At 72.4% G+C, this 24,416-nt stretch carries 7 protein-coding genes and 1 pseudogene; all 8 read left to right on the top strand.

The genetic code is table 11. The features are described 5' to 3' along the window. Window positions 1–4 precede the first annotated feature (4 nt). The 8 genes and pseudogenes from C1701_RS26090 to C1701_RS26055 all read left to right on the top strand — a co-directional run bounded on the left by C1701_RS26090 (window position 5) and on the right by C1701_RS26055 (window position 24,362). Window positions 5–10,030, top strand: a complete 10,026-nt coding sequence (locus C1701_RS26090) for a type I polyketide synthase (RefSeq protein WP_337661993.1) — start codon at window positions 5–7, stop codon at window positions 10,028–10,030. Between the two features lie 29 nt (window positions 10,031–10,059). Continuing rightward, window positions 10,060–15,531: pseudogene (locus C1701_RS26085) on the top strand (type I polyketide synthase); the annotation flags it as partial. A gap of 740 nt (window positions 15,532–16,271) precedes the next feature. Beyond that, on the top strand, window positions 16,272–16,472 hold the full coding sequence (locus C1701_RS26080; RefSeq protein WP_103056840.1) for a hypothetical protein: 201 nt from the start codon (window positions 16,272–16,274) through the stop codon (window positions 16,470–16,472). A gap of 97 nt (window positions 16,473–16,569) precedes the next feature. Next, on the top strand, window positions 16,570–19,746 hold the full coding sequence (locus tag C1701_RS26075) for a lantibiotic dehydratase (RefSeq protein WP_103056839.1): 3,177 nt from the start codon (window positions 16,570–16,572) through the stop codon (window positions 19,744–19,746). Next, entirely contained in the window at window positions 19,743–21,065 is a 1,323-nt protein-coding gene (locus C1701_RS26070; RefSeq protein ID WP_051314334.1) for a lanthionine synthetase C family protein, read from the top strand. Before C1701_RS26075 ends, C1701_RS26070 begins: the two co-directional genes overlap by 4 nt. Further along, entirely contained in the window at window positions 21,065–22,123 is a 1,059-nt protein-coding gene (locus tag C1701_RS26065; protein ID WP_051314333.1) for a thiopeptide-type bacteriocin biosynthesis protein, read from the top strand. Before C1701_RS26070 ends, C1701_RS26065 begins: the two co-directional genes overlap by 1 nt. Continuing rightward, complete coding sequence (locus C1701_RS26060) at window positions 22,101–22,850, top strand: class I SAM-dependent methyltransferase (protein WP_035293031.1); 750 nt, start codon at window positions 22,101–22,103, stop codon at window positions 22,848–22,850. The genes C1701_RS26065 and C1701_RS26060 overlap by 23 nt, the downstream gene beginning before the upstream one ends. Window positions 22,851–23,606: 756 nt before the next feature. After that, window positions 23,607–24,362: a hypothetical protein gene (locus C1701_RS26055; RefSeq protein ID WP_103056838.1), complete on the top strand. Its 756-nt coding sequence runs from the start codon at window positions 23,607–23,609 to the stop codon at window positions 24,360–24,362. Window positions 24,363–24,416 lie beyond the last annotated feature (54 nt).

The raw sequence follows: 24,416 nt of genomic DNA, 5'->3' as shown, positions 1-24,416 counted from the left end.
ACACATGGCGAACGAAGACAAAGTGCTCGAGCACCTCAAGTGGGTGACGGCCGAGCTCCGACAGGCCCGTCGCCGCTTGACCGAGCTGGAGAACGGCCACAACGAGCCGATCGCCGTCGTGGGAATGAGCTGCCGCTACCCCGGCGGGGTGCGGTCCCCCGAGGACCTGTGGGACCTCGTCGTCAGCGGGGGCGACGCGATCACCGAGCTGCCCTCCGACCGGGGCTGGGACCTGGACCGCCTGTACGACCCGGACCCCGAGCGCGCCGGCACCTCCTACACGAAGGCGGGCGGTTTCGTCGCCGACGCGGACCGGTTCGACGCCGACCTCTTCGGGATCAGCCCCAGGGAGGCGCTCGCGATGGACCCCCAGCAGCGACTGCTGCTGGAGACCTCGTGGGAGGCGTTCGAACGAGCCGGGATCGACCCCACCTCCGTCCGGGGCGACAAGGTCGGTGTGTTCGCCGGGGTCATGCACAACGGGTACGCCTCCCGGCTGCGCGCGATCCCGCCCGACGTCCAGGGCTACGTGCTGACGGGCAACTCCGCGAGCGTGGTGTCCGGACGTGTCGCCTACACCCTCGGGTTGGAGGGGCCCGCGGTGTCGGTGGACACGGCGTGCTCCTCGTCCCTGGTGGCGCTGCACCTGGCCTGCCAGGCACTGCGCCAGGGGGAGTGCACGATGGCGCTGGCCGGTGGGGTCACGGTGATGGTGACGCCGACGGCGTTCGTCGAGTTCAGCAGGCAGCGCGGTCTGGCCTCCGACGGCCGCTGCAAGTCGTTCAGCGCCGCCGCGGACGGCACCGGCTGGGGCGAGGGCGCGGGAGTCCTACTGGTGGAACGGCTGTCCGACGCCCGCCGCCACGGCCACCCGGTGCTCGCCGTCATCCGAGGTTCGGCGGTCAACCAGGACGGCGCGAGCAACGGTCTCAGCGCGCCGAACGGCCTCTCCCAGCAGCAGGTGATCCGCGAGGCCCTGATCGACGCCCGGCTCGCGGCCGCCCAGGTCGACCTGGTCGAGGCCCACGGCACCGGCACCGTGCTCGGTGACCCCATCGAGGCCCAGTCCGTGCTCGCCACCTACGGCCAGGAACGGGTCGCCGGCAGACCGCTGGTGCTGGGATCGCTGAAGTCCAACATCGGGCACACCCAGGCGGCGGCCGGAGTGGGCGGCGTCATCAAGTCGGTGATGGCCGTCCGGCACGCGGTCCTGCCGCCGACCCTGCACATCGACCAGCCCACACCGCACGTGGACTGGTCGGCCGGGGACGTGCGGCTGGCGACCGAGGTCGCGCCCTGGCCCGACACGGGCGAACCCCGCCGGGCCGGCGTCTCGGCGTTCGGCATCAGCGGAACCAACGCCCACCTGATCGTCGAGGAGGCGCCCGCGCCCGACCCCGAACCCACCAGGGTGGTGCGCACGGACACCTCCCTCCCACTGCTGCTCTCCGGTCGCGACGAGCACGCACTGCGCGCCCAGGCCGGGCGGCTGCGGGAGCACGTGATCGAACACCCGGAACAGACCCCGGCGGACCTCGCCCACGCGCTGGCCACGTCCCGTGCCGCACTCGACCACCGCGCGGCGATCCTGGCCTGGGACCGGGACGACATCCTGCGCGGCCTCGCCGCCGTCGCCGACGGCGGCGAGGACCCGTCGGTCGTCCTCGGCGGCACCCGTGCGAACAAGGTCGCGTTCGTCTTCGCCGGCCAGGGTTCCCAACGGGCGGGCATGGGCCGTGAGCTGTACCAGGCGTTCCCCGTGTTCGCCACGGCGTTCGACGAGGTGTGCGCGCGCCTCGACCCGGGGCTGGACCGCCCGCTGCGCGACGTCGTCTTCGCCGAGCCGGACTCGCCCGACGCCCGACTGCTCGACCAGACCGCGTACACCCAGACCGGGCTCTTCGCCTTCGAGGTGGCGCTGTTCCGGCTCCTCGAGTCGTGGGGCGTCCTGCCCGACCACCTCATCGGCCACTCGATCGGTGAGCTGACCGCCGCGCACGTGGCCGGGGTCCTCTCGATCGACGACGCCTGCGCCCTGGTCGCGGCCCGCGCGCGGCTCATGCGGGCGCTGCCCGAGAGCGGCGCGATGGTCGCCGTCGAGGCGGACGAGGACGAGGTGCTGGACTCGCTCAAGGGCCACGAACACGAAGCGAGCATCGCCGCGCTCAACGGCCCGCTCTCGACGGTGGTCTCCGGCGACGCGGACGCCGTGCTCCAGGTCGCCGCGCACTGGGACTCACGTGGCCGCAGGACCAAACGGCTGCGGGTGAGCCACGGATTCCACTCCCCCCAGGTCGACGGCATGCTGGCCGAGTTCGAGACCGTCGCGCGAGGCCTGACGGCCCACCCGGCGCGTTTCCCCCTCGTGTCCAACCTGACCGGCGACGTGATCACCGCCGAGGAGATCGGCGCGCCGGAACACTGGGCACGTCATGCGCGGGAGGCCGTGCGCTTCCACGACGGCATCCGCCGGCTCCGCGAACTCGGCACCACGACGTTCATCGAACTGGGCCCGGACGGCGTGCTCACCGCAGCGGCCCAGAACTGCCTCGCCGACACCGACGACCTCGCCAGCCTGGTGTTCGCCTCGCTCGCCCGCGCGGACCAACCCGAGATCGCCGTGCTGACGAGCGTCCTCGCCCGTTGTCACGTTCGTGGTGTCGCCGTGGACTGGAACGCGGCGTTCGCGACCCTGGGGGGCGACCGGGTCGAGTTGCCGACCTACGCCTTCCAACGGCAGCGCTACTGGCTGGAGTCCGCTCCGGGGGCCGAGGGCGACGCGGCGTCCTTCGGTCTCGCCGAGCCCGACCACCCACTGCTGGCGGCTGGTGTCGCACTGGCGGGCTCCGACGGCTGGCTGTTCACCGGCCGGCTGTCCACCAGGACCCAGACGTGGATCGCCGACCACGTCGTGCTCGGCAGCACCATCGTCCCCGGCACCGCCTTCGTGGAACTCGCGTTGCGGGCGGGTGACCAGGTTGGCTGCGCCGTGCTGGAGGAACTCACCCTCCAGTCACCGCTGATCCTCGACGAGGATGGCGGCGTCCAGCTGCAACTGCTGGTGGGCGCCGCCGACGAGTCCGGACGCCGTTCCCTGAGCATCCACTCCCGACCTGACGACGGCCGCCCCTGGGCCGAGGACGGCTGGCTCCGGCACGCCGACGGTGTCCTCGCGGTCGACGCGGACTCGCGGCCGCACGACCTGGGTCCCGCCGAATGGCCCCCGGCTGGCGCGCGGTCCGTCGACGTCACCGGGCTCTACGACCGGCTCGCGGAGCGCGGGTACGACTACGGCCCCGCGTTCCGCGGTCTGCGCGCCGCCTGGCGACGGGACGAGGAGATCTTCGTCGAGGTCGCGCTGCCCCGGGAGTCGGAACCGGAGGCCGCGCTGTTCGGCCTCCACCCGGCACTGTTGGACGCGGCCCTGCACGGCGGGCTGCTCGGTGGATCGACGGGTGCGGCCGACTCCGACGGTCGGGGTTGGCTTCCGTTCGCCTGGACCGGCGTCTCGCTGAGCGCGACGGGCGCCTCGACGCTGCGCGCCCGACTGACCAGGGGGAGCACGGGGGAGCTGACGCTGTCCGTCGCCGACGGCACGGGGGCGCCCGTCCTGTCGGTTGAGTCCCTGATCGCCCGTCCCGTCTCCGCCGAGCAACTCCGCCCCCGCGCCGACGGCACCGACTCGTTGTTCCGCCTTGACTGGGTTCCCGCCAGTCTCGCCGAGTTCGAGGTGACCGACCGGTGGGTGTCGGTTGGTCCTCCCGACGGGGTGGACTGGGGTGTGCCGGTGGAGTCCTTCCCGGACCTCTCGGAGGCGGCCGAGTCAGCTGGTGGTGGGTCGGCCACGGTGTTGTGGCGGGTGCCCGCCGGGGCCGGTGAGGTACCGGTGGCGGTCCAGTCGGTCACGGCTGAGGCGTTGAGCGTGGTGCGGGGCTGGTTGGCCGACCCGCGGTGGGCCTCGAGCCGGTTGGTGGTGCTCACCCGGGGTGCGGTGGCCGTCGACGGTGACGAGGACGTGGACCTGGCGCAGGCCTCGGTGTGGGGTCTGCTGCGGTCGGCGCAGTCGGAGAACCCGGGTCGGATCGTCCTGGTGGATTCCGACACCGAAGCGGTCCTGCCGTCGGTGGTGGCCGGTGACGAGCCGCAGGTCGCGATCCGGGGCGGTGAGGTCCGGGTGCCCCGGTTGGTGCGGGTACCGGCCGAGCCGGGTGGTGGTTCCGAGGGTGGGTTCGGCGCGGGTTGGGTGTGGGTCACCGGTGGCCTGGGTGTGCTGGGCTCGGTGGTGGCCCGGCATCTGGTGTCCGCGTGTGGGGTGCGCCGGTTGGTGTTGACCGGCCGTCAGGGCGCGGCATCGGAGGGTGCTGAGGAGTTACGCGCCGACCTGGTGGAACTGGGCGCTGAGGTCTCGGTGCGGGCCTGTGATGTGGCCGACCGGGACGCGGTGGCTGGTGTGGTGGCCTGGGCGAGGTCCGCGGGCGGCTTGTCGGGTGTGGTGCACGCGGCTGGTGTGCTCGATGACGGGGTGTTCGAGTCGTTGACCCCGGAGCGGTTGGCGGTGGTGGCGGCGCCGAAGGTGTCCGGGGCGTGGCATCTGCACGAGGCGACCCGGGATCTGGACCTGTCGGCGTTCGTGGTGTTCTCCTCGGCGGCGGGGGTGTTGGGTGGTCCGGCGCAGGGCAACTACGCGGCGGCGAACGCGTTCCTGGACGGGTTGGCCCAGCATCGGCGGGTCATCGGGCTGCCGGCGGTGTCGATCGCGTGGGGCCCATGGGCGGTGGACGCCGGAATGCTGCGTGAACTCGCCGACCGCGATGTCAACCGGATGCGGGACACCGGTCTGACGGCGCTGCCCAGCGCCGAAGCGTTGGCGTTGCTCGACATCGTCACCGAGCGAGCCGAACCGGCTCTGGTCCCGATGCGGCTGGACGTCTCGATCCTTCGGGCGAAGGACGACGTACCGCCGGTCCTGCGCGGGCTGGTTCCCCGAGCCAGGCGTCGTGCGGCGGCGACCACGTCCTTGCGTGACGAACTCGCGGGACTTGGGCCCGAGGAGAGGAACCGCGTCGTTCTGAGCCTGGTGCGCGCTCAGGTCGCGGTGGTGTTGGGCTACCGGTCCTCGGACTCGGTGTCGGTGGACCGGTCGTTCAGCGATCTCGGGTTCGACTCGTTGACCGCCGTGGAGCTGCGCAACCGGCTGGGCGCGGAGACAGGTCTCCGACTGCCGGCGACGATGGTGTTCGACTACCCGTCGCCAGCAGCCCTGGCCGGGTTCGTGGTGTCGCGGTTGGTGGATGAGCGGTCCTCGGGACCGGTGGTGGCCGGGCCGGTCGTCGAGGTGGACGACGATCCGGTGGTGATCGTGGGGATGGCGTGCCGTTTCCCGGGTGGGGTGGCCTCGCCGGAGGACCTGTGGGAGCTGGTGGCGTCCGGGACGGACGCGGTGGGGCCGTTCCCGACGGACCGCGGGTGGGACCTCGCCGGTCTGTACGACCCGGAGTTGGGGCGTTCGGGGAGTTTCTACGTCCGGGAGGGGGGGTTCCTGTACGACGCGGCGGAGTTCGATCCCGGGTTCTTCGGGATCTCCCCGCGTGAGGCGTTGGCGATGGACCCGCAGCAGCGGTTGCTGCTGGAGACCTCGTGGGAGGCCCTGGAACGTTCCGGGATCGATCCCACCACCCTGCGCGGCACCCAGACCGGTGTGTTCACCGGGCTGATGTACCACGACTACGGCTCACGACTGCCCACGGTGCCCAAGGATGTCGAGGACCACATCGGGCTGGGTAGCTCGGGGAGTGTGGCTTCGGGTCGGGTGGCCTACGCGTTCGGGCTGGAGGGCCCGGCGGTGTCGGTCGACACCGCCTGCTCGTCCTCGCTGGTGGCGCTGCACTGGGCGGTCCGGGCGGTGGGCTCGGGCGAGTGCGGTCTGGCCTTGGCCGGTGGCGTGTCGGTGATGTCGACCACGAGCACGTTCGCCGCGTTCTCCCGACAGGGCGTGGCCGCGACCGACGGGCGGTGCAAATCCTTCGGTGACGGCGCGGACGGCGCGGGATGGGCCGAGGGCGTGGGCGTGGTCGTGGTCGAACGGTTGTCCTCGGCACGTCGGGCCGGTCGCCCGGTGTTGGCGGTGGTGCGGGGCTCGGCGGTCAACCAGGACGGTGCCTCCAACGGGTTGACCGCGCCGAACGGTCCCTCCCAGCAGCGGGTGATCCGCCAGGCCCTGGCCGATGCCGGTCTGACCCAGTCCGAGGTCGACGTGGTCGAGGCCCACGGCACCGGCACCACCCTGGGTGACCCGATCGAGGCGCAGGCGTTGCTGGCGACCTACGGTCAGGACCGTCCGGTCGAGCGGCCGTTGTTGTTGGGGTCGTTGAAGTCGAACATCGGTCACGCGCAGGCCGCCGCCGGGGTGGCCGGGGTGATCAAGATGGTGATGGCGATGCGGCACGGGGTGGTGCCGCCGACGTTGCACGCGGATGTGCCGACCTCGGAGGTGGACTGGACCGAGGGTCGTGTCCGGTTGGTCACCGCACCGGTGGCGTGGCCGGAGACCGGGCGTCCCCGTCGGGCGGGGGTGTCGTCGTTCGGGATCAGTGGCACGAACGTGCACACCATCCTGGAACAGGCCCCGGTCTCACCTCTCCCTGAGGTTGCTCCGGCATCGTCCGGGCCGGTGGCGTGGGTGCTCTCCGGTCGGGACGAGGGCGCGGTACGGGACCAGGCCGCCCGCCTGCTGTCCTGGACCGAGGGCACCGGCGCCGGTGTGGATCCGGCGGTGGTGTCCCGGGCGTTGGTGGCCTCACGGTCACGGTGGGAACGGCGGGCGGTCGTGGTCGGCGAGGACCCCGCACAGTTCCGGGAGGGACTGGCCGCGGTGGCCGCTGACCGTCCCAGCCCGTGGGTGACCCGCGGTTCCGGTACCGCTGGTGGTGTGGTGTTCGTGTTCCCCGGGCAGGGCTCGCAGTGGGCCGGGATGGCCGTGGACCTGCTCGACACCTCTCCGGTGTTCGCCGCTGCCTTCGCCGAGTGCGCCCAGGCGTTGTCCCCGTTCGTGGACTGGTCGGCCGAGGACGTGCTGCGCGGGGTGGAGGGCGCGCCGTCGTGGGAGCGGGTGGAGGTGGTCCAGCCGCTGCTGTGGGCGGTGATGGTGTCGCTGGCCCGGTTGTGGCAGGCCCATGGTGTCGAACCGGACGCGGTGGTCGGGCACAGCCAGGGTGAGATCGCCGCGGCGTGTGTGGCGGGGGCGTTGTCGTTGGAGGACGGGGCTCGGGTGGTGGCCCTGCGGTCGCGGGTGTTGGCGTCGGTGGCCGGTCAGGGGGGGATGGCCTCGGTGTCGGCGGGTGTGGTCGAGGTGGAGGGGTTGATCGCCGGGTACGGGGACCGGTTGTCGGTGGCGGCGGTCAACGGGCCGGGGACCACGGTGGTTTCCGGGGATGCCGGGGCCATCGCGGGGTTGGTGGCGGACACGGCGGGGTCGGCGGTTCGGGTGCGGGTGATCCCGGTGGACTACGCCTCGCATTCGGCGCGGATGGAGCCGTTGCGCGGCGAGTTGGTGGAGTTGTTGGCGGGGGTCGCGCCGGTGTCCTCGAGGGTTCCGTTCTGTTCGACGGTGACCGCGACGGTGGTGGATACCGGCGTGGTGGATGCGGAGTACTGGTATCGGAACCTGCGGAACACGGTTCAGTTCGAGGCAGCGGTTCGGGAGTTGGCCGGTCAGGACTACCGGGTGTTCGTTGAGGTGAGTGCTCATCCGGTGTTGACGATGAGCGTTCAGGATGTCGTGGGTGACGCGGTGGTGTTGGGGACGTTGCGGCGGGACGAGTCTGGTCCTCGGCGGTTCCTGGCGTCGTTGGCGGAGGCTCATGTGCGGGGGTTGCCGGTGGAGTGGGTGCCGGTGGGGGCGGGTCCGGCCGCGTTCGTGGACCTGCCGACCTATGCGTTCCAACGGAAGCGGTACTGGCTCGATGTCCCGTCCGGTTCCACGGCCAGCACCGGGCATGACGAGTTCTGGGCGGCGGTTACCTCGTCTGATCCGGACGTGTTGGCGACGACTTTCGATATCGATCCGAGTCGGCCGTTGACGGATCTGCTGCCCGCGTTGACCGCGTGGCATCACCGCACGACGCACCAGGCCATCACCGACGACTGGCGCTACCACACCACCTGGACATCCCTGACCCGGAACACCCCAGCCCTGACCGGCACCTGGGTCCTGGTGGTTCCGCCCACCATCGACGACGAGACCGTGCGGCTGTGCGCCGACGGGCTCGCCGAGCACGGGGCTCGGGTGGTGACCGCCGACGCGAGCCTCTCGACCGAACTCGCGTCGCAGACCGTCACCGGCGTGCTGTCGCTGCTCGCACTGGACGAGACCCCGACACCGGACTTTCCCGTGGTCCCGCTGGGCCTGACCCTCACGCTCACCCTGCTCCGCTCCCTCCAGGAGAAGGACCTCACCGCACGCGTCTGGGCGGTGACCCGCGACGCCGTCGCGGCGAGCCCGACCGACCAGGTGACGAACCCGTCGCAGGCGTTGGTGTGGGGTGCTGGCCGGGTGGCGGCCTTGGAGTTCCCCGGCCTGTGGGGTGGTGTGGTCGACCTGCCCGCGGTGGTGGACCAGGGTGTGGTGTCCCGGTTGTGCGGGGTGCTGTCGGGTGGGGAGGACCAGGTCGCGGTTCGGACCTCCGGGGTGTGGGGGCGTCGTCTGGTGCGCGCCCGGCCCGCTGGTGCCGGTCGGAGTTGGTCGCCGAGCGGGACGGTGTTGGTGACCGGGGGGACGGGGGCGTTGGGTGCCCATGTCGCTCGGTGGTTGGCCGGCAACGGTGCCGAGCACCTGGTGTTGGTGAGTCGGCGGGGTGCCGGGGCGCCGGGTGCGGCGGAGTTGGTGGAGGAGTTGGCTGGTGTGCGGGTCACCGTGGTGGCCTGTGACGTGGGTGACCGGGACGCGGTGGCCGAGCTGGTGGCCGGCATCCCGGAGGACGTCCCGCTCACCGCCGTCATCCACACCGCGGGAGTGCTCAACGATGGTGTGCTGAACTCCTTGGGCCCCGAGGAATTCGCTGACGTCCTCAGGTCCAAGGCGACCGCCGCGGCCAACCTGGACGAGCTGACCAGCCACCTCGACCTGTCCGCCTTCGTCCTGTTCTCCTCCGTCGCCGGCACGCTCGGCGGCGCGGGGCAGGCCAACTACGCGGCGGCGAACGCGTTCCTGGACGCGCTCGCCTCCCGGCGCCGTGCCCGTGGACTGGCGGCGACCTCGATCGCCTGGGGTGCGTGGGGCGGGGAAAGCCTGGCCACCACGACCGACGTGGCCACGTCCCGGGCGATCAGGGCAGGCGTCGGCAGCATGGACCCGACGCTGGCCATCGGCGCGCTGCAACGCGCGCTGGACCTCGACGACGGCTGCGTCACCGTCGCGGACATCGACTGGGCGCGCTACGCCCCCGGTTTCACGACGCTCCGCCCCAGCCCGTTGATCGGTGACCTGCCCGAGGTCCGGAACCTCCGGCAGACCGACGTCGGCCCGGCGGAGCAGACGTCCCTGGTGGAGCGGTTGGGCGGGGAACCCCACGCCGAACGGCACCGGGCCCTGCTGGAGCTGGTGCGTGGCACGGCCGCCGCCGTCCTCGGACACGACGGTCCCGGCGCGGTCGACGCGGGACGTCCGTTCCAGGAGCTGGGGTTCGACTCGCTCACCGGCCTCGAACTGCGCAACCGGCTCTCCGCGAGCCTCGGGGGGACTAGCCTGCCCGCCACGCTCGTCTTCGACTACCCCACCGCCACCGCTCTCGCCGCCCACCTGCTGACCGAGCTGTTCCCGGAGGGCGAGGAGTCCGCCGACACGACGGAATCCGAGTTGCGGCAGGCCATTGCCGCCATCCCGCTGGCCCGCATCCGGGACGCGGGCCTACTTGACGTACTGCTCCGCCTCGCGGGCCTCGACGAAGGCGACGCACCAGCCGAGGCACCGGAGATCGACACCATGGATACGGAGAGCCTGATCCAGATGGCCTTTGATGGGAACTCCCGATGAAGTCATCGGACGAGCGCATCCTCGAAGCACTTCGTACGTCGCTGAAGGAGACCGAGCGTCTGCGCCAGCTCAACCAGGAGCTGGCCGAGACGTCTCGGGAGCCGATCGCGATCGTCGCCATGAGCTGTCGGTTCCCCGGCGGTGTGCGCGCCCCGGAGGACCTCTGGCGGCTGCTGCTCGCCGAGGAGGACGCCGTCTCCGCGCCGCCGACGGACCGGGGTTGGGACCCCGACCGGCTGGCGGGAGGCGCGGGAGCGTTCCTCCACGAGGCCCCCGAGTTCGACCCGGACTTCTTCGGCATCTCCCCGCGTGAGGCGTTGGCGATCGACCCGCAGCAGCGGCTGCTGCTGGAGGTCTCGTGGGAGGCCTTCGAACGGGCCGGGATCGACCCGCTCTCCGTGCGCGGTAGCCGGACTGGAGTCTTCGCGGGCACCAACAGCCGCGACTACATGCAGTTGCTGCTGTCCTCGGCGGAGAACGTCGAAGGACATCTCGGCACCGGCAACACGGCCAGCGCCATGTCCGGGCGCATCTCCTACACCTTGGGGCTGGAGGGGCCATCGGTGTCAGTGGACACCGCCTGCTCGTCGTCCCTGGTGGCCATGCACCTCGCCTGCCAGGCCCTGCGGCAGCGGGAGTGTTCGCTGGCCCTGGCCGGCGGGGCGACGGTGATGGCCACCCCGGGCACCTTCACCGAGTTCGGCAGCCAGGGGCTCCTCGCCGGGAACAGCCGCTGCAAGGCGTTCTCGGCCGACGCCGACGGCACCGCCTGGGGCGAGGGCGTCGGAATCCTGCTGTTGGAACGGCTGTCGGACGCCCGTCGCAACGGGCATCCCGTCCTGGCCGTGGTACGCGGGTCGGCCGTCAACCAGGACGGCGCGAGCAACGGGATCACCGCGCCCAATGGTCCCGCCCAGCAGCGGGTGATCCGGCAGGCCCTGGCCAACGCGGGGCTGACCGGTGGTCAGGTCGACGCGGTGGAGGCCCACGGCACGGGTACGGTCCTCGGCGACCCGATCGAGGCACAGGCGTTGTTGGCGACCTACGGCGGAGAACGCCTCGAGAACCGGCCGTTGTGGCTCGGGTCGATCAAGTCCAACATCGCGCACACGCAGGCCGCCGCCGGTGTGGCCGGTGTGATCAAGATGGTCCTCGCCATGCGGCACGGCATCCTGCCCCGCACCCTGCACGTGGCCGAGCCGAGCCGGCACGTCGACTGGTCCGCCGACACCATGCGGCTGCTCACCGAGGCCGTGCGGTGGCCGGAGACCGGCCGGCCGAGGCGGGCTGGCGTGTCGTCGTTCGGTGTCAGCGGGACGAACTCCCACCTGGTCCTGGAACAGGCACCGGAGGAGCCGGCGGAGCCCCGGGAGCCCGCGCCGAACGCACCTGCCGTGCTGCCGTGGCTGCTGTCCGGACGTACCGAGGCCGCGTTGCGGGAGCAGGCCGCCCGACTGCGCGACCACGTCGACGGGATGGACGGCCGCGACGCGCTCGACATCGGTCACTCCCTCGCCGTGACCCGCGCGTCCCTCAACCACCGCGCCGTCCTGTTCGGCAGCGGCCTGGACGACCTCCGCCCGGGTCTCGAAGCCCTGGCGAACGGCGCCAGCAGCCCTGGGACGGTTCGGGGCGTCACCCACGACACGGCCACCCTCGCCTTCCTGTTCACCGGGCAGGGCGCCCAGCACCGCGGGATGGGTCAGGAGCTGTACCACACCTACCCGGTGTTCGCCGACGCCTTCGACGCCGTGTGCGAGCGGCTGGACCAGGAACTGGACCACCCGCTGAAGGCCGTCGTCTTCGCGCGGGAGGACTCCGCCGAGGCACGCCTGCTCGACGAGACCGTGTACACCCAGGCCGCCCTGTTCGCCGTCGAGGTCGCCCTGTACCGGCTGGTCGAGTCCTGGGGCGTGCGCCCCGACGTACTCATCGGTCACTCCGTCGGCGAGCTGGCCGCTGCCCACGTCGCGGGCGTGCTGTCCCTCGAGGACGGCTGCGCCCTCGTCGCCGCGCGCGGCCGCCTGATGCAGGCGCTGCCCACGGGCGGAGCCATGGTCTCGATCGAGGCGTCGGCGGAGGAACTGGCCGACTCCCTGCGAGGACACGAGGACGAGGTCGACCTCGCAGCCCTCAACGGGCCGACGGCGAGCGTGATCTCCGGCGACGAGCAGGCCGTGCTGGCGATCGCCCAGCTGTGGGCGGCGCAGGGAAGGAAGACCAGGCGGCTGCGCGTGAGCCACGCCTTCCACTCGCCGCACATGGACGCGATGCTCGACGAGTTCGAGGCAATCGCCGCCAGCCTCACCTACCAGCCGCCACGAATCCCGATCGTCTCCAACGTCACCGGCGAGGTCATCTCCTCCGCTGAGATCCGCACACCGGATTACTGGGTCCGCCACGCCCGCGTGCCGGTCCGGTTCCTCGACGGGATGCGGCTGCTGCACGACCGGGGAACCTCGGTCTTCCTCGAACTCGGGCCGCGCGGCGTGCTGACCGCGATGGGCCAGGACTGCCTCACCGACACCGACGCGGTGTTCGTCCCCGCCCTGCGAGCCGACCGCCCCGAGAACCTGGCACTGCTCACCGCGCTCGCGGAGCTCCACGTCCACGGTGCGGGCGTCGACTGGCACCGGCTGTACGGGAACTGGAACGGCAGGCGTGTCGAGCTGCCCACCTACGCGTTCCAACGGCAGCGGTACTGGCCGAGGCCAAGGGTCGAGACAGGCACGGACGGGGCAGCCGGAGCGGACGCGGAGTTCTGGCAGGCGGTCGAGCTCGAGGACCTGGACTCGCTGGCCACAACCCTGGAACTGGGCGACTCCTCCGCCGAGCGGCTGTCGCTCGGCGCGATGCTTCCCGCGCTCTCGGCCTGGCGCCAGCGCCGCCGCGAGGAACGGACCCTGGACTCCTGGCGGTACCGGATCGCCTGGACGCCCACCCCCGGAGCATCGACGAGGCGACTGCCCGGTCGATGGCTCGTCATCACCTCCGACGGGCACGACACGGACGTCCTCGAGGCACTGCGCCGCCACGTCGAGGACGTCACCGAGGTCCGGCCGCCCCTGGCCGACACCGACGGAACCGCGACCTCCGACCTGATCCGCGACGCGGTCGGCAGCTCCCCGATCGCCGGTGTCGTCTCACTGCTCGCCCTGGACGAGCGACCGCACCCCCGGCACCCCGTCGCCCCGACGGGACTGGTCAGCACCGTCGCCCTGGTTCGGGCGATGGACTCGCTCGACCTGCGCGCACCCCTCTGGCTCCTCACCACCGGGGCCGTCGCCGTCGGCGGTTGGGACCGGCTGACCAGCCCTGTCCAGGCGCAGGTGTGGGGACTCGGCCGAGTCATCGCCCTGGAGCACCCGCGACGCTGGGGAGGCCTGGTCGACCTGCCGGGCGAACTCGACGAGCGGGCCATGAGTCGGCTCTGCGGCGTCCTCACGGGCGGCGGGACGGAGGACCAGGTGGCGATCCGCGGCACGGGTGTCCTCGCCCGTCGCCTCGTCCGGCCGGGAAACGGACAGGGGGCGGACCGTGAATGGCGTCCGCGCGGCACCGTGCTGGTCACCGGTGGGGTGACCGGCCTTGGCGCCCGTGTCGCCCGCTGGCTCGCCGCGCGTGGCGCCGAGCACCTGGTACTGGCGAGCAGGCGCGGGGCGGACACCCCCGGCGCCGAACAGCTGACCGCCGAGCTACGAGAGCTCGGTTCCCGGGTCACGATTCTGGCCTGCGACATCTCCGACCGCGCCGCGGTGGCCGGGTTGCTCGACTCGCTCGGGGCCGACCGCCTGACGGCCGTTGTCCACGCGGCGGGTGTGAGCCAAGGCAGGGACATCACCGAGACCGGCTTCGACGACATCGTCAGGATTCTCGGGGCGAAGGTCGCCGGTGCCGTCCACCTCGACGAGCTGCTCTCCGACCGGCCGCTCGACGCCTTCGTGATGTTCTCCTCGATCGCGGGCGTGTGGGGCAGTGGCGGACAGGGCGTCTACGCGGCGGCGAACGCCTACCTCGACGCCTTGGCCGAACAGCGCCGCACCCGCGGGTTGGCCGCGACCTCCGTCGCCTGGGGACCGTGGGCCGGCGACGGGATGCTCAACGCGGACCAGGCGATCGACGGGCACCTGCGCCGCCGGGGCCTGCCGCCGATGGCGCCCGATCTGGCGATCGCGGCCCTCCAGCGCACCCTGGACCTGGACGAGACGTTCGTCGCCGTCGCCGACGTCGACTGGCGGCGCTTCGCGCCCGCGTTCACCTCGGCCCGCGAGCGACCACTGATCGGCGATCTCGCCGAGGTGCGCCAGCTCCCGGCGGCCGCCGACCGCACGGGCACCCCGAGCGTCGCGGCAGGGTTCCTGAGCCAGGACATCGGCACCGAACTGGGCCGGGCACTGCTCGAACTCGTGCGCGGTGAGGCCGCCTCGGTCCTCGGGCACGGTGCTCCCGACGTGCTGGAGGACAGTCGTTCCTTCCGTGACCTCGGGTTCGACTCGTTGACGGCGGTGGAACTGCGCAACCGGCTCGCGAGCGCCGTTGGCCTCCGGTTGCCCGCCACCCTGGTGTTCGACCACCCCACGCCCGCCACGCTGGCCACCTACCTGAAGGTGCTGGTCGCCGGCGACGAGCAGGATGCGGAACTTCCGCCGCCCACGACCGCGAACTCGGACGAGCCGATCGTGATCGTGGGGATGGCCTGCCGCCTCCCGGGTGGGGTGTCCTCGCCGGAGGAGTTGTGGAGTTTCCTGTCCGTCGACGGTGACGGGATCTCGGAGTTCCCGACGGATCGTGGGTGGCCGTCGCGGCCGGGGCGTGGCGGGTTCCTCTACGACGCGGGCGAGTTCGATCCCGGGTTCTTCGGGATCTCCCCGCGTGAGGCGTTGGCGATGGACCCGCAGCAGCGGTTGCTGCTGGAGACCTCGTGGGAGGCCCTGGAGCACGCCGGGATCGACCCGACCTCGTTGAGCGGGTCCCCGACCGGGGTTTTCGCCGGCGCCTCGTTCCAGGGCTACGGCCTGGGTGCGAAGGACCCCGCCGCCGAGGACAGCGACGGCTACCAGTTGACGGGTGCCGCGGCCAGTGTGATCTCGGGTCGGGTGTCCTACGTGTTGGGCCTGGAGGGTCCGGCGGTGACGGTGGACACGGCGTGTTCGTCGTCGTTGGTGGCGTTGCACTGGGCGGCGCAGGCGTTGCGGTCCGGGGAGTGCGACCTGGCGTTGGCGGGCGGCGTGACCGTGATGGCCACGCCTGGTTCCTTCGTGGAGTTCGACCGCCAAGGCGGGTTGGCATCGGATGGTCGGTGCAAGTCGTTCGCGGCGGGCGCGGATGGCACCGCGTGGTCCGAGGGTGTGGGGATGCTGGTGGTCCAGCGCCTGTCGGACGCCCAGCGGGACGGGAACCCGGTCCTGGCGGTGGTGCGGGGTAGCGCGATCAACCAGGACGGTGCGTCCAATGGGTTGTCGGCGCCGAACGGTCCGTCGCAGCAGCGGGTGATCCGTCGGTGTCGTGGCCGGCCACGGCACCGACCGCATCCCCGCGCCGGAACTGCCCGGCGTCCGCCTGCGCCCCCGCCGCCGGAGCTGAACCGCTCCTCAGCCTCCCGCCGCGCGCGCCGTTCCCACCGTGCGCGGCGACACCCGGGAGCACGAACGCCAGCCCCCGGTCGACGCCCCGACATCGAGCCGGCGTCGGGGCGCGGGTGTGGGCCAGCCGGCGCGCCCGCCCCGTGCCACCGAAGATCGCATCGCCCGCGGCTGATCCGACCGCCCGCGCCGCTACCTCCGACCCGAGCCGAGGGAACCCCGGAGGCGGTACGCGAGGCCACCTCCCGCGTGCTCGCCGGGCGAGTCGGGCACTCCCGGATCCCTCGCTCCCGCGAGCGGGATCCCGGTGGGCCGCCACCGACATCTCGGCCGGTGAATCGCGTGTACCGACTCGTCCCGCCGCGCTCAAGTCGTGGTTAAGGAGAACTAAACCCGGACGCGGAAACGGATTCCGTGATCCCGAGCGCCCTTTACGGCTTCAAAGGGGGCTGTTAATGTCCGGCAGGGAATCAAGCCGATGGTGTGGGAATATCACGTACGTGCGGTGCGTCCTCCCGGTCCGGTGGAGAAATCCTCCGGCCGGCGTTCGATCCGCCCGGTTCCGGTGGTTGCTCGTGTGCTGTTCGGATCCTTCTCGCGTGCGCGGTCCTTCCCCGCCGCCGACGGTTTTTCGACCGTCCGGATATCAAGGAGGCAACGTGACCACAGCGACCGCCGCCATGAAGACCGAAGCGGAACCCGGCCTCGCGGATCTGGATCTCGACATCCAGCTCGAGGTGACCGGAGGTGCTGACGCGACGTTCCGCCCCGAGATGTTCACGTTCGTGACCTGCGAGACGACGGGCACGTCCGGAACGTCCTGCAACCTGACGAACGGCTGCAACCCGCCCTGTTGCTGACGACGGGAGCGGTAGGAATTTCCTAGGAAGGTCAGAATCCGGCTGCCACCGGACTTGTCCGGTGGCAGCCCGATCTTCTCCGAGAAGGTTGCCCTCCATGACACGAGATCGCTGGTTCGAGGCCGCTGGCCCGATTTTCCTCCGTGCCGCATCCCTCCCTGGTGGTACGTTCGACAAAACCATCGCGAGCCTTGTCGACGTCGCGGCGAGCACGGATGCGGACCTGGTCGAATACATCACCGAGCTGGCCGCCAACGACGTCCTTCGGGAGGCCGTGGCCGTCTCCAGCGGTCACCTTTCGGAGGAAGTGGACAGAATTCTGGACGGCGGTTCGGTGAGCCGCAAGAAGTTGGTGCGGGTGGCGGTCGCCATGACCCGGTACGCGCGCCGCATCACGGGGCGGCCCACCCCGTTCGGGCTCCTCGCGAGCGTCTCGGTCCTGGGAGGCCCGGCGACGGACCGGGCCGGCTCCCACTCCTCCGCTCCGACGAAGACCGCACGCCCCGACGCGCGGTGGTTCGACGCGGCCTCGGCCACCTGGCGCGCCGATCCCGAGGTCCGCGCGTCCCTCCAGGTCGTGCTCAACAACCTCTGCGTCCAGCGGGGTGACAGGCTCGTCCTGCCCCACGTCCCGGTCCGGGCCGAGGGCACGGAGAAGCTGGGCAGCACGGAGGAGCTGCCGAGGGAGTTGACCATGCGGTTGACCCCGGTGTTGTCCTGGGTCCGGCGGAACACCGACCGCCCCCGGTCCTACTCCTCCCTCCTGGGCGAGATGGCCCGGGAGTTCCCCCGCCTCGGCCAGGACCGGCTGGACGCCTTCCTCGCCACCCTCGTCGCACACGAGGTCCTGCTCACCGAGTTCTCCACGACCAGGTTGGACGACGACCACCTGGCCACCCTGGAGGACCTGCTGCCCGCCGGGACGCGGGCCCGGCACGACATCCGCGTCGTGCGCGAGGCACTGTCCGACTACCGCGCCACGGCTCCCGGGCAGGGCGGTGACACGTGGCGATCCCTGCTCGACACTGTCACCGGCGTGACACCCTCCCGCTCGGCGGCCCCGCACGTCGACCTGTACCGGGACAGCGCCCTGCGCCTGCCCGCTCCCGTGCTCGACGAGGTCGAACGCTGCGCCTCCGCGCTGTGGTCCATGTCGGCGCCGAGCGACGCCTTCGCGCACATGCGGGGGTACCGGAAGGCGTTCACGGACCGCTACGGGCAGCACGGCGCCGTCCGGCTCACGGAGCTGGTCGACCCGCACCGAGGCCTGGGTTACCCGACCGGCTACCTCTACCCGCGCACGAGCACCACGCTCCCCACCGGGAAGCGACCCGCGAACGAGCGGGACACCGAGCGCCGCGAGGTCCTGGGCGAGTTCCTGCACCGGGGGCTGAACGACGCCACCAGGGAACTCGTCCTCTCCGACGACGACGTCCGCCGCCTGACGGTGGACGACGACGTCCCACCGCCACGGTCCCTGGACAACTGCTTCCAGGTCCTGGCCCCGGACGAGGAGCGGCTCGCCGCCGGGGACTTCACCCTGCACCTGGCCCCCGCCATCGGTTCCTACACGGCGGGGGCGATGAACGGCCGCTTCGCCGGGGCGACCGGCACGGCGGCCGACCTGGGCCGGCTGATGAGTGACCCCGACGGCGGGTTGCCCGCGCAGGTCGTGTTCCTCCCGGTGCTGCCCCGGGCGCTGAACGTGATGCACGTCCCTGACCTGCTGCCCCACACGATTCCCGTCGGCACCTTCGTCGACCCCGCCGCCGAGGGCGTCATCGACTGGCGCGAACTCGTCGTGGCCGCCGACGGCGACCAGCTGCGCCTGCACTGGGAGCGGACGGGCCAGGAGGTCCACCCCGTGGTTCCCCACGTCGTGAGCCTGAGCACCACCGCCCCCAACCTGGCCCGGCTCCTGGCCGAACTCCCCTTCTGCGGCGAGGGCAGGGTCTGGCAACCGTGGGACTGGGGTCCCTTCTCGACGTTGCCGTGCCTGCCCCGCGTCCGGCTCGGCCGGGTCGTCGTCTCCCCCCTGACCTGGCGGCCGAGCACCCGGATGCGGCACGGCGCGTCACGCGCCACCGGGTGGACCGAGGCGGTCACCCGGTGGCGGGACGACCTGCGGATCCCCGACCGCGTCCACATCGGCCGGCGGGACCAGGTCTACGAGCTCGACCTGTCCAGCCCCTTCCAACGGGAGATCCTGCGGCGGGAGATCACGAGGGGCGAGGTGACCGTCACCGAACCCCCGAGGGAGGCGGCGGACGGCAACGGTCTGCTGGGCGGCCACAACAACGAGGTGGTCGTCTCCCTGCGGCGCCTCGCTCAGCCGAACACCCGAGACCCCCACCCGGACCTGGACCCGCGACGGCTGGCCAACACCGAGGACCGCGTCACCCACCACCCCGGCGGGGAATGGGCGTTCGTCGAGATCCAGGCGGTCCCCGAGGTGCACGAGGAACTGATCACCCGGCACCTCCCCCGGCTGGTCGCCGACGTCGAGAACCACCTCGACCGCTGGTTCTTCATGCGGTACCGCGAGACGTGGGACCACATCAGGCTCCGCCTGCACGGCCCGGACGACACGCTCGCCCCCGAGGTGTGGGCCCGGCTCCTGCGGTTCGGCGCGGAGTCGCGGGAATCCGGCCTGATCAGGGACCTCAGGATCCGCTCGTACGAGCCGGAGGCCGCCCGGTACGGGGGCGCGGCCGGGCTGCGCGCCGCCGAGGAGTGGTTCTGGGCGGACAGCGTCCTGGCCACCGGCCTGCTGGCCGCCCACGGGCAGAAGGGGGAGACCCCGGACAGGAGCCACCTGCTGCTGGCCGGGTACGTCCACCTGCTCACCGCACTGGGCAGCTGGGACTGGCTCGACTGGGTGGACGCGCTGCCCACACCGGAGGGGGCGGCACCACCCCGGCGGGAGATCGAGGCCGCTCTCCAACTGCTGGACCCCGACCGGGCCCGGGCCCTCATCACCGGCTCGCTGCCCCCCGACCGCCACTGGGCCCTCCACACCAGCGGTGCGGCCGTACGGCGGCTGGGGGAGATCCTCCTGCCCGGCATCGGGAACGAGGACGGACGCGGCTGGCAGGACATGGCGGTGGGGAGCCTGCTGCACATGCACCACAACCGCCTGTACGGCATCGACCCGGCGACGGAGGGGGCGAGCGTGCGCCTCCTGGGCCACGCCGCCCGGGCCCGCCGAGGCCAGCTCCGGCACCGCGCGCGGACGCGGACCCGGACGTCCGCCGAGGGGAGGGACGTCGGATGACGCACACCGTGACCTCCTCGCACTCCCCACCCGTCCCTCGACTCGCCCGCCAGGCGTCCGCGCTCGCGGAGCGCATCGCGGACGTGCTGCGGGACGCGGGGAACCTGGAGGTGGAAGCCGAGGACGGAAGCAGGGAACCCTGGCAGACCCTGTCGCTGGCCAGCGGCTATGCCGGCATCTCCGTCCTGTTCAGCGACCGCGTGTCGAGGGATCCGGCGGAGCGGCTGGTCGCCCACCGCTACCTGGGCATGGCCAGCGCGGGCCTGGCCGGCCGCCAGGACCTGGCCCACGGGCTGCACTACGAGGTCGCCGGCCTGGGCTTCGCACTGGACCTCGCGCGGCGGGCCGGCGGCGGCTACGAGACATCCCTGGTGACGATCGACGCCCTGGTGATCGAACGCGCTCGCCGGCTCCGCCACCTGGTGCGGACGACACCGCTCGACACCATGGCGCGGTTCGACGTCCTCGACGGCCTGACGGGCTTCGCCCGGTACCTGCTGCTGCGCGGCGGGGGCACCGCCCCGGAGGTCGAGGAACTCCTGATCTCACTCGTCTCGATGGTCAACCCCGTCGAGCACGCCGGTCGCCACGTCCCGCGCTACTGGTCGACGGTGCCCCCCAACTGGCGCCCCGAGACGGGGGAGTCCCTGCGCAGGCACGGTCACCTCAACCTGGGGCTGGCCCACGGCATCGCCGGCCCGCTGGCCGTGCTGGCGACCGCGCACGCCGACGGCGTCGTCGTCCCCGGCCAGGCCGAGGCCATGAGCGCCCTGGTCACCCTGCTGGGCACCTTCCAGCGAGCCGACCGGTACGGGCCGTACTGGCCGGACGTCGTCTCACTGGAGGAGTTCGACGCCGGACGCTCCGACGCGGCGCGCGGCCGGGTCTCGTGGTGCTACGGCGCCCCGGGGGTCTCCCGAGCCGTGCAGCTCGCCGGGCGGGCCCTGGGCCGGCCGGACTGGCTGCTGCTGGCCCAGGAATCCGTGGCCTCGGTCGTCCGGATTCCCCTCGACGCCTGGCGCATCGACCACTGGTCCCTGTGCCACGGCTGGGCGGGTGCGCTGCACCTGCTCGGCTACTTCACCGACGGACCGGACGGGCACCTCGTCCGCCAGTGCAGGGACCGGGTCGTCGAACGCATCGTCCGCGCCGTCGACGGCGATCGGTTACCGACCTTCGCCGTCGGGCACGACCACATCGGGCCCGGGCGGGAACCCGCCGGGTTCCTCGGCGGCGCGGCGGGTCTCGCCCTCGCCCTGGACGACTACGCCGCGCCAGGGCGAGCACTGCCCTGGCCCAGCGCCCTGGCGGTGATGTGATGGACACCCACAGTTCCCCGGAGGCCCGGTCCGCCGAGGGCACGGGACACCCATCGGGGCACGCCGTGCGCGTCGGCGGCAGGACGTGGACGGTCCCCGACTTCCTACGGGCCCTCGCCGCCCAGCTCGACGACACCCCGCCCCACTCGGTTCCCTTCACCTCCGCCGACCTCCCCGCGCTCGACGCCTTCCTCGGAGCCGGGTTGCCGGCACTGCGGGCGCACGACGAACACCACACGTGGCTCGAGTACCGCCTGCGCCCACCGTCCCGCCCCCGGCACGAACTGTACGGGGAGCTCCACACGCTGGTGCGCGAGCTCCTGGACGAGGGGCTCCTCACGCACTTCTACTTCGTGCACAAGGCGCAGGGCATCCGGGTGCGCTTCCACGTGCCCCCGGCGCACCACGCGGCGACGGCCGGGAAGCTGGAGGAGGTGTGGCGCGGTTGGGAGCGGACCGGCCTGATCAGCGGCCTCCGGCACGCGGTGTACGAACCGGAGCAGCACCTGTTCGGCGGACCGGCCGCGATGCGGTGGGTGCACGGCGTCTTCACCGCCGACTCGTTGTTCTGGCTGGGGCACCTCCGCCACGAGGAGCCACCAGTCCCCCTGTGGCGCGTCTCGCTGTCGATGATCCGGACACTGCTCGCCGAGCTGGGCATCACCGAGTTCGAGGACCGTGACGTGTGGGACAGGTTGCGGTGGCAGGCGGGCCGGACGTTCGGCTCGGAGGAACCGGCCGGCTGGGCGAGGACGTCGGCCAGGATCAACCAGGTGTGGAACGCTTCCGACTTCCTGAACTCCCCGCGTTCCTGGCCCCAGGTCGGCGAGGACCTCACCCGTTTCCGGGACGCGGTGGGCCGGGTGTGCGCGGCCTGGCGAGCGGAGCACCTCGAGCGTCCCGGCGCCCTCGTCGGACCTCGGGAGGCGGCCGCCTTCCTCGTCGTCTTCCACTGGAACCGGGCCCGGATGCCCCGGGACTGGCAGGTCGGCATCACCGAAGCACTCGCCCAGGGCCCATCCGAGGAGGTCGTGCGTGCCACGAGAACCACAGGCTGACCCCGTGGTGGGTGACGCCTTCGGCGCCATGGTCCGCGACTGCTGGAACGGGGGCGGCGGCGCCGGGGAGGTCACGGAGCTGCTGGAACGGGACGACGGGCAGTGGTACCGCTCGCCGGCGGCCGCCTACTTCGATCCCCTGGACGCGTGGCAGGACGTCGACCGGGAACTGGTGCGGGCCGTGCGCGGCTCGGTGCTGGACGTCGGCTGCGGCGCTGGTCGGGTGCTGTCCGTCCTCCGTGGCCGGGGGCATCGCGTCCTGGGTGTCGACGCCTCGGCCGGGGCGGTCCAGGTCTGCGCCGAGCGCGGCCTGGACGCCGTGGTCGGACGGCTCTCCGACCTCGGCCACCTCACCGGGGGCTTCGATTCGATCATCCTGACCGGGAACGGCCTGGGGCTCCTCGAAAGCCGGGACCGGGCACCGACGCTGCTCACGGAGCTGGCGAGGGTGGCCAACCCTGGGGCGGTCATCCTGGGGACGAGCTTCGACCCCGCACGACTGTCCTCTCCCGCCGAACTCGCCTACCAGGAGGAGAACCTCCGGCACGGGCGGCTGCCCGGCCAGTGGCGGCTCCGGGTGCGCTACGCCGACCTCGCCTCCGAGTGGTTCGACTACGTCTTCCTCGCTCCGGACGACCTGCGGACCCTCACCACGGGCACACCCTGGACCCTGGAGGACGTCTGGGCGGGCGAGTTCCACCACCTGGCGCGGCTGCGCCTGCGGTGAGGGCGAGGCGACCGACGGGCACCGCGAGCGCGACGTCGCGGTCCGGGCCGAGTCGCCCCGCAACCCGGCACACCCGCGCGACCCGAAGCGGCCGTTCGGGCGAGTCGTCCACCCGCAGCCGACCCGCCGGCCCGCGACGGCAGGGTACGTGCCCGCACCGGTCCCCAGCACAGGGCACCGCCCGGGCTCCACATCAGGCAGGGGAGGTCGGCCGGGTCCTCTGGCCCGGCCGGGTGGAAGGGAGGACCCGGCGCGCCGAGGTCGGGATCGACGGCACCCCGAGACGCGGTGAGCGGGCTACCTCCGACCCACGCGACCCGGTGCGCACCGCCGGGCGAGCCGCCCGCCCGGCGACGTGACCACCGGGGCGGCGTGACGACCGCCGACAGCCACTCCCCACGAGCCGAGGCCGGTCGAACTCCCCGTGGGAGGCCGGAGTGGTCCGTGGGACGGAGTGCCATCACCCTTCCAGCCGTACAGCTGGCTCCACCCGAGAACGGCAGCTGGCACCCCTGACCTCCCGCACCCGATCTGGTTGGCTCGACGGCGACGGACACCCGCGCCCCGACGCCCGCCCTCCGGCGCCGGCGATCAACCGCGCCCGCCTCGGACGGCGCCGTCCGCCCACCAAGGCGCCACGGAACCGGCTGGTGGACGTCCACCCCCGCACGCGGCGAGGAAGCCGTGTCCCACGCGCACCGCACGACCACCGCCCCACGCGGCCGAGGCCGCCGACGACAAGGATGACGACCGCCGATGACCAGCACCACCAGGAGTTCCCGGACCCGGCCCACGATCGCTATGGTGGTATCGAGCCTTCTCCTGGCCGCCTGCGGCACCGACACGCCCCCGCGCTCCGACGAACGCGACTTCCCCCTGGAAGCCCCCCGGCTCACCATCGACACCGGCAACTTCGACCTCCGCGTCGTCCCGGGCTCCGACGGCACCGTCACCGTGCGCAGGACGCTGACCGGCATGGCGGCCGAGGACGGCAACGCCACCTGGGCACTCGAGGGCGAGGACCTGATCCTCCACGCCCGGTGCGAGGGGTTCAGCCCGGGCTGCGGCGCGAGTTTCGAGGTCGCCGTGCCCCCGGACACGACGCTCACCCTGCGCGCGGAAGCCGGGCACATCGGCGCGACCGACATCCCGAACGACCTGGAGATCCACAACACCAACGGCACCGTCGACCTCGCCCACGTCGCGGGCGAGGTCGACGTCACCGGTGTCGCCGGCGCGATCACCGGGACCCGCCTGCGCTCCCCGGCGGTGCGCGTCCACAGCGAGAACGGCAGCGTCCGCCTGGGCTTCACCTCCGCGCCCGACACCGTGGACGCCGTGTCCCGCCACTCGTCGGTGACCGTGACGCTGCCCCCGGACGAGACCTACGCGATCAACGCGACCAGTGAGCACGACCGCGCGGACGTCGAGCTGCCGAACGACCCGACCAGCCCCCGCGACATCCGCGCCGCCAACGTCAACGGTGGGGCGGTGCTCGTCCGGGCAGGCTGACGGGGCAGCCCGGTCACCCGGTCCGCCCGGGCCAGCCCGAGGACCGGGCCTCGG

Source organism: Actinoalloteichus sp. AHMU CJ021 (assembly GCF_002895405.1).
Taxonomy (GTDB): domain Bacteria; phylum Actinomycetota; class Actinomycetes; order Mycobacteriales; family Pseudonocardiaceae; genus Actinoalloteichus_B; species Actinoalloteichus_B caeruleus.
Note: the sequence above shows the minus strand (reverse complement) of the source record. Positions and strands in the feature narration are given on the sequence as shown.

Excerpts from the sequence above, each read along its gene's own strand:
- C1701_RS26090 (WP_337661993.1), top strand. The coding sequence starts at position 5 with ATGGCGAACGAAGACAAAGTGCTCGAGCACCTCAAGTGGGTGACGGCC.
- C1701_RS26065 (WP_051314333.1), top strand. The coding sequence starts at position 21,065 with ATGGACACCCACAGTTCCCCGGAGGCCCGGTCCGCCGAGGGCACGGGA.
- C1701_RS26075 (WP_103056839.1), top strand. The coding sequence starts at position 16,570 with ATGACACGAGATCGCTGGTTCGAGGCCGCTGGCCCGATTTTCCTCCGT.
- C1701_RS26070 (WP_051314334.1), top strand. The coding sequence starts at position 19,743 with ATGACGCACACCGTGACCTCCTCGCACTCCCCACCCGTCCCTCGACTC.
- C1701_RS26055 (WP_103056838.1), top strand. The coding sequence starts at position 23,607 with ATGACCAGCACCACCAGGAGTTCCCGGACCCGGCCCACGATCGCTATG.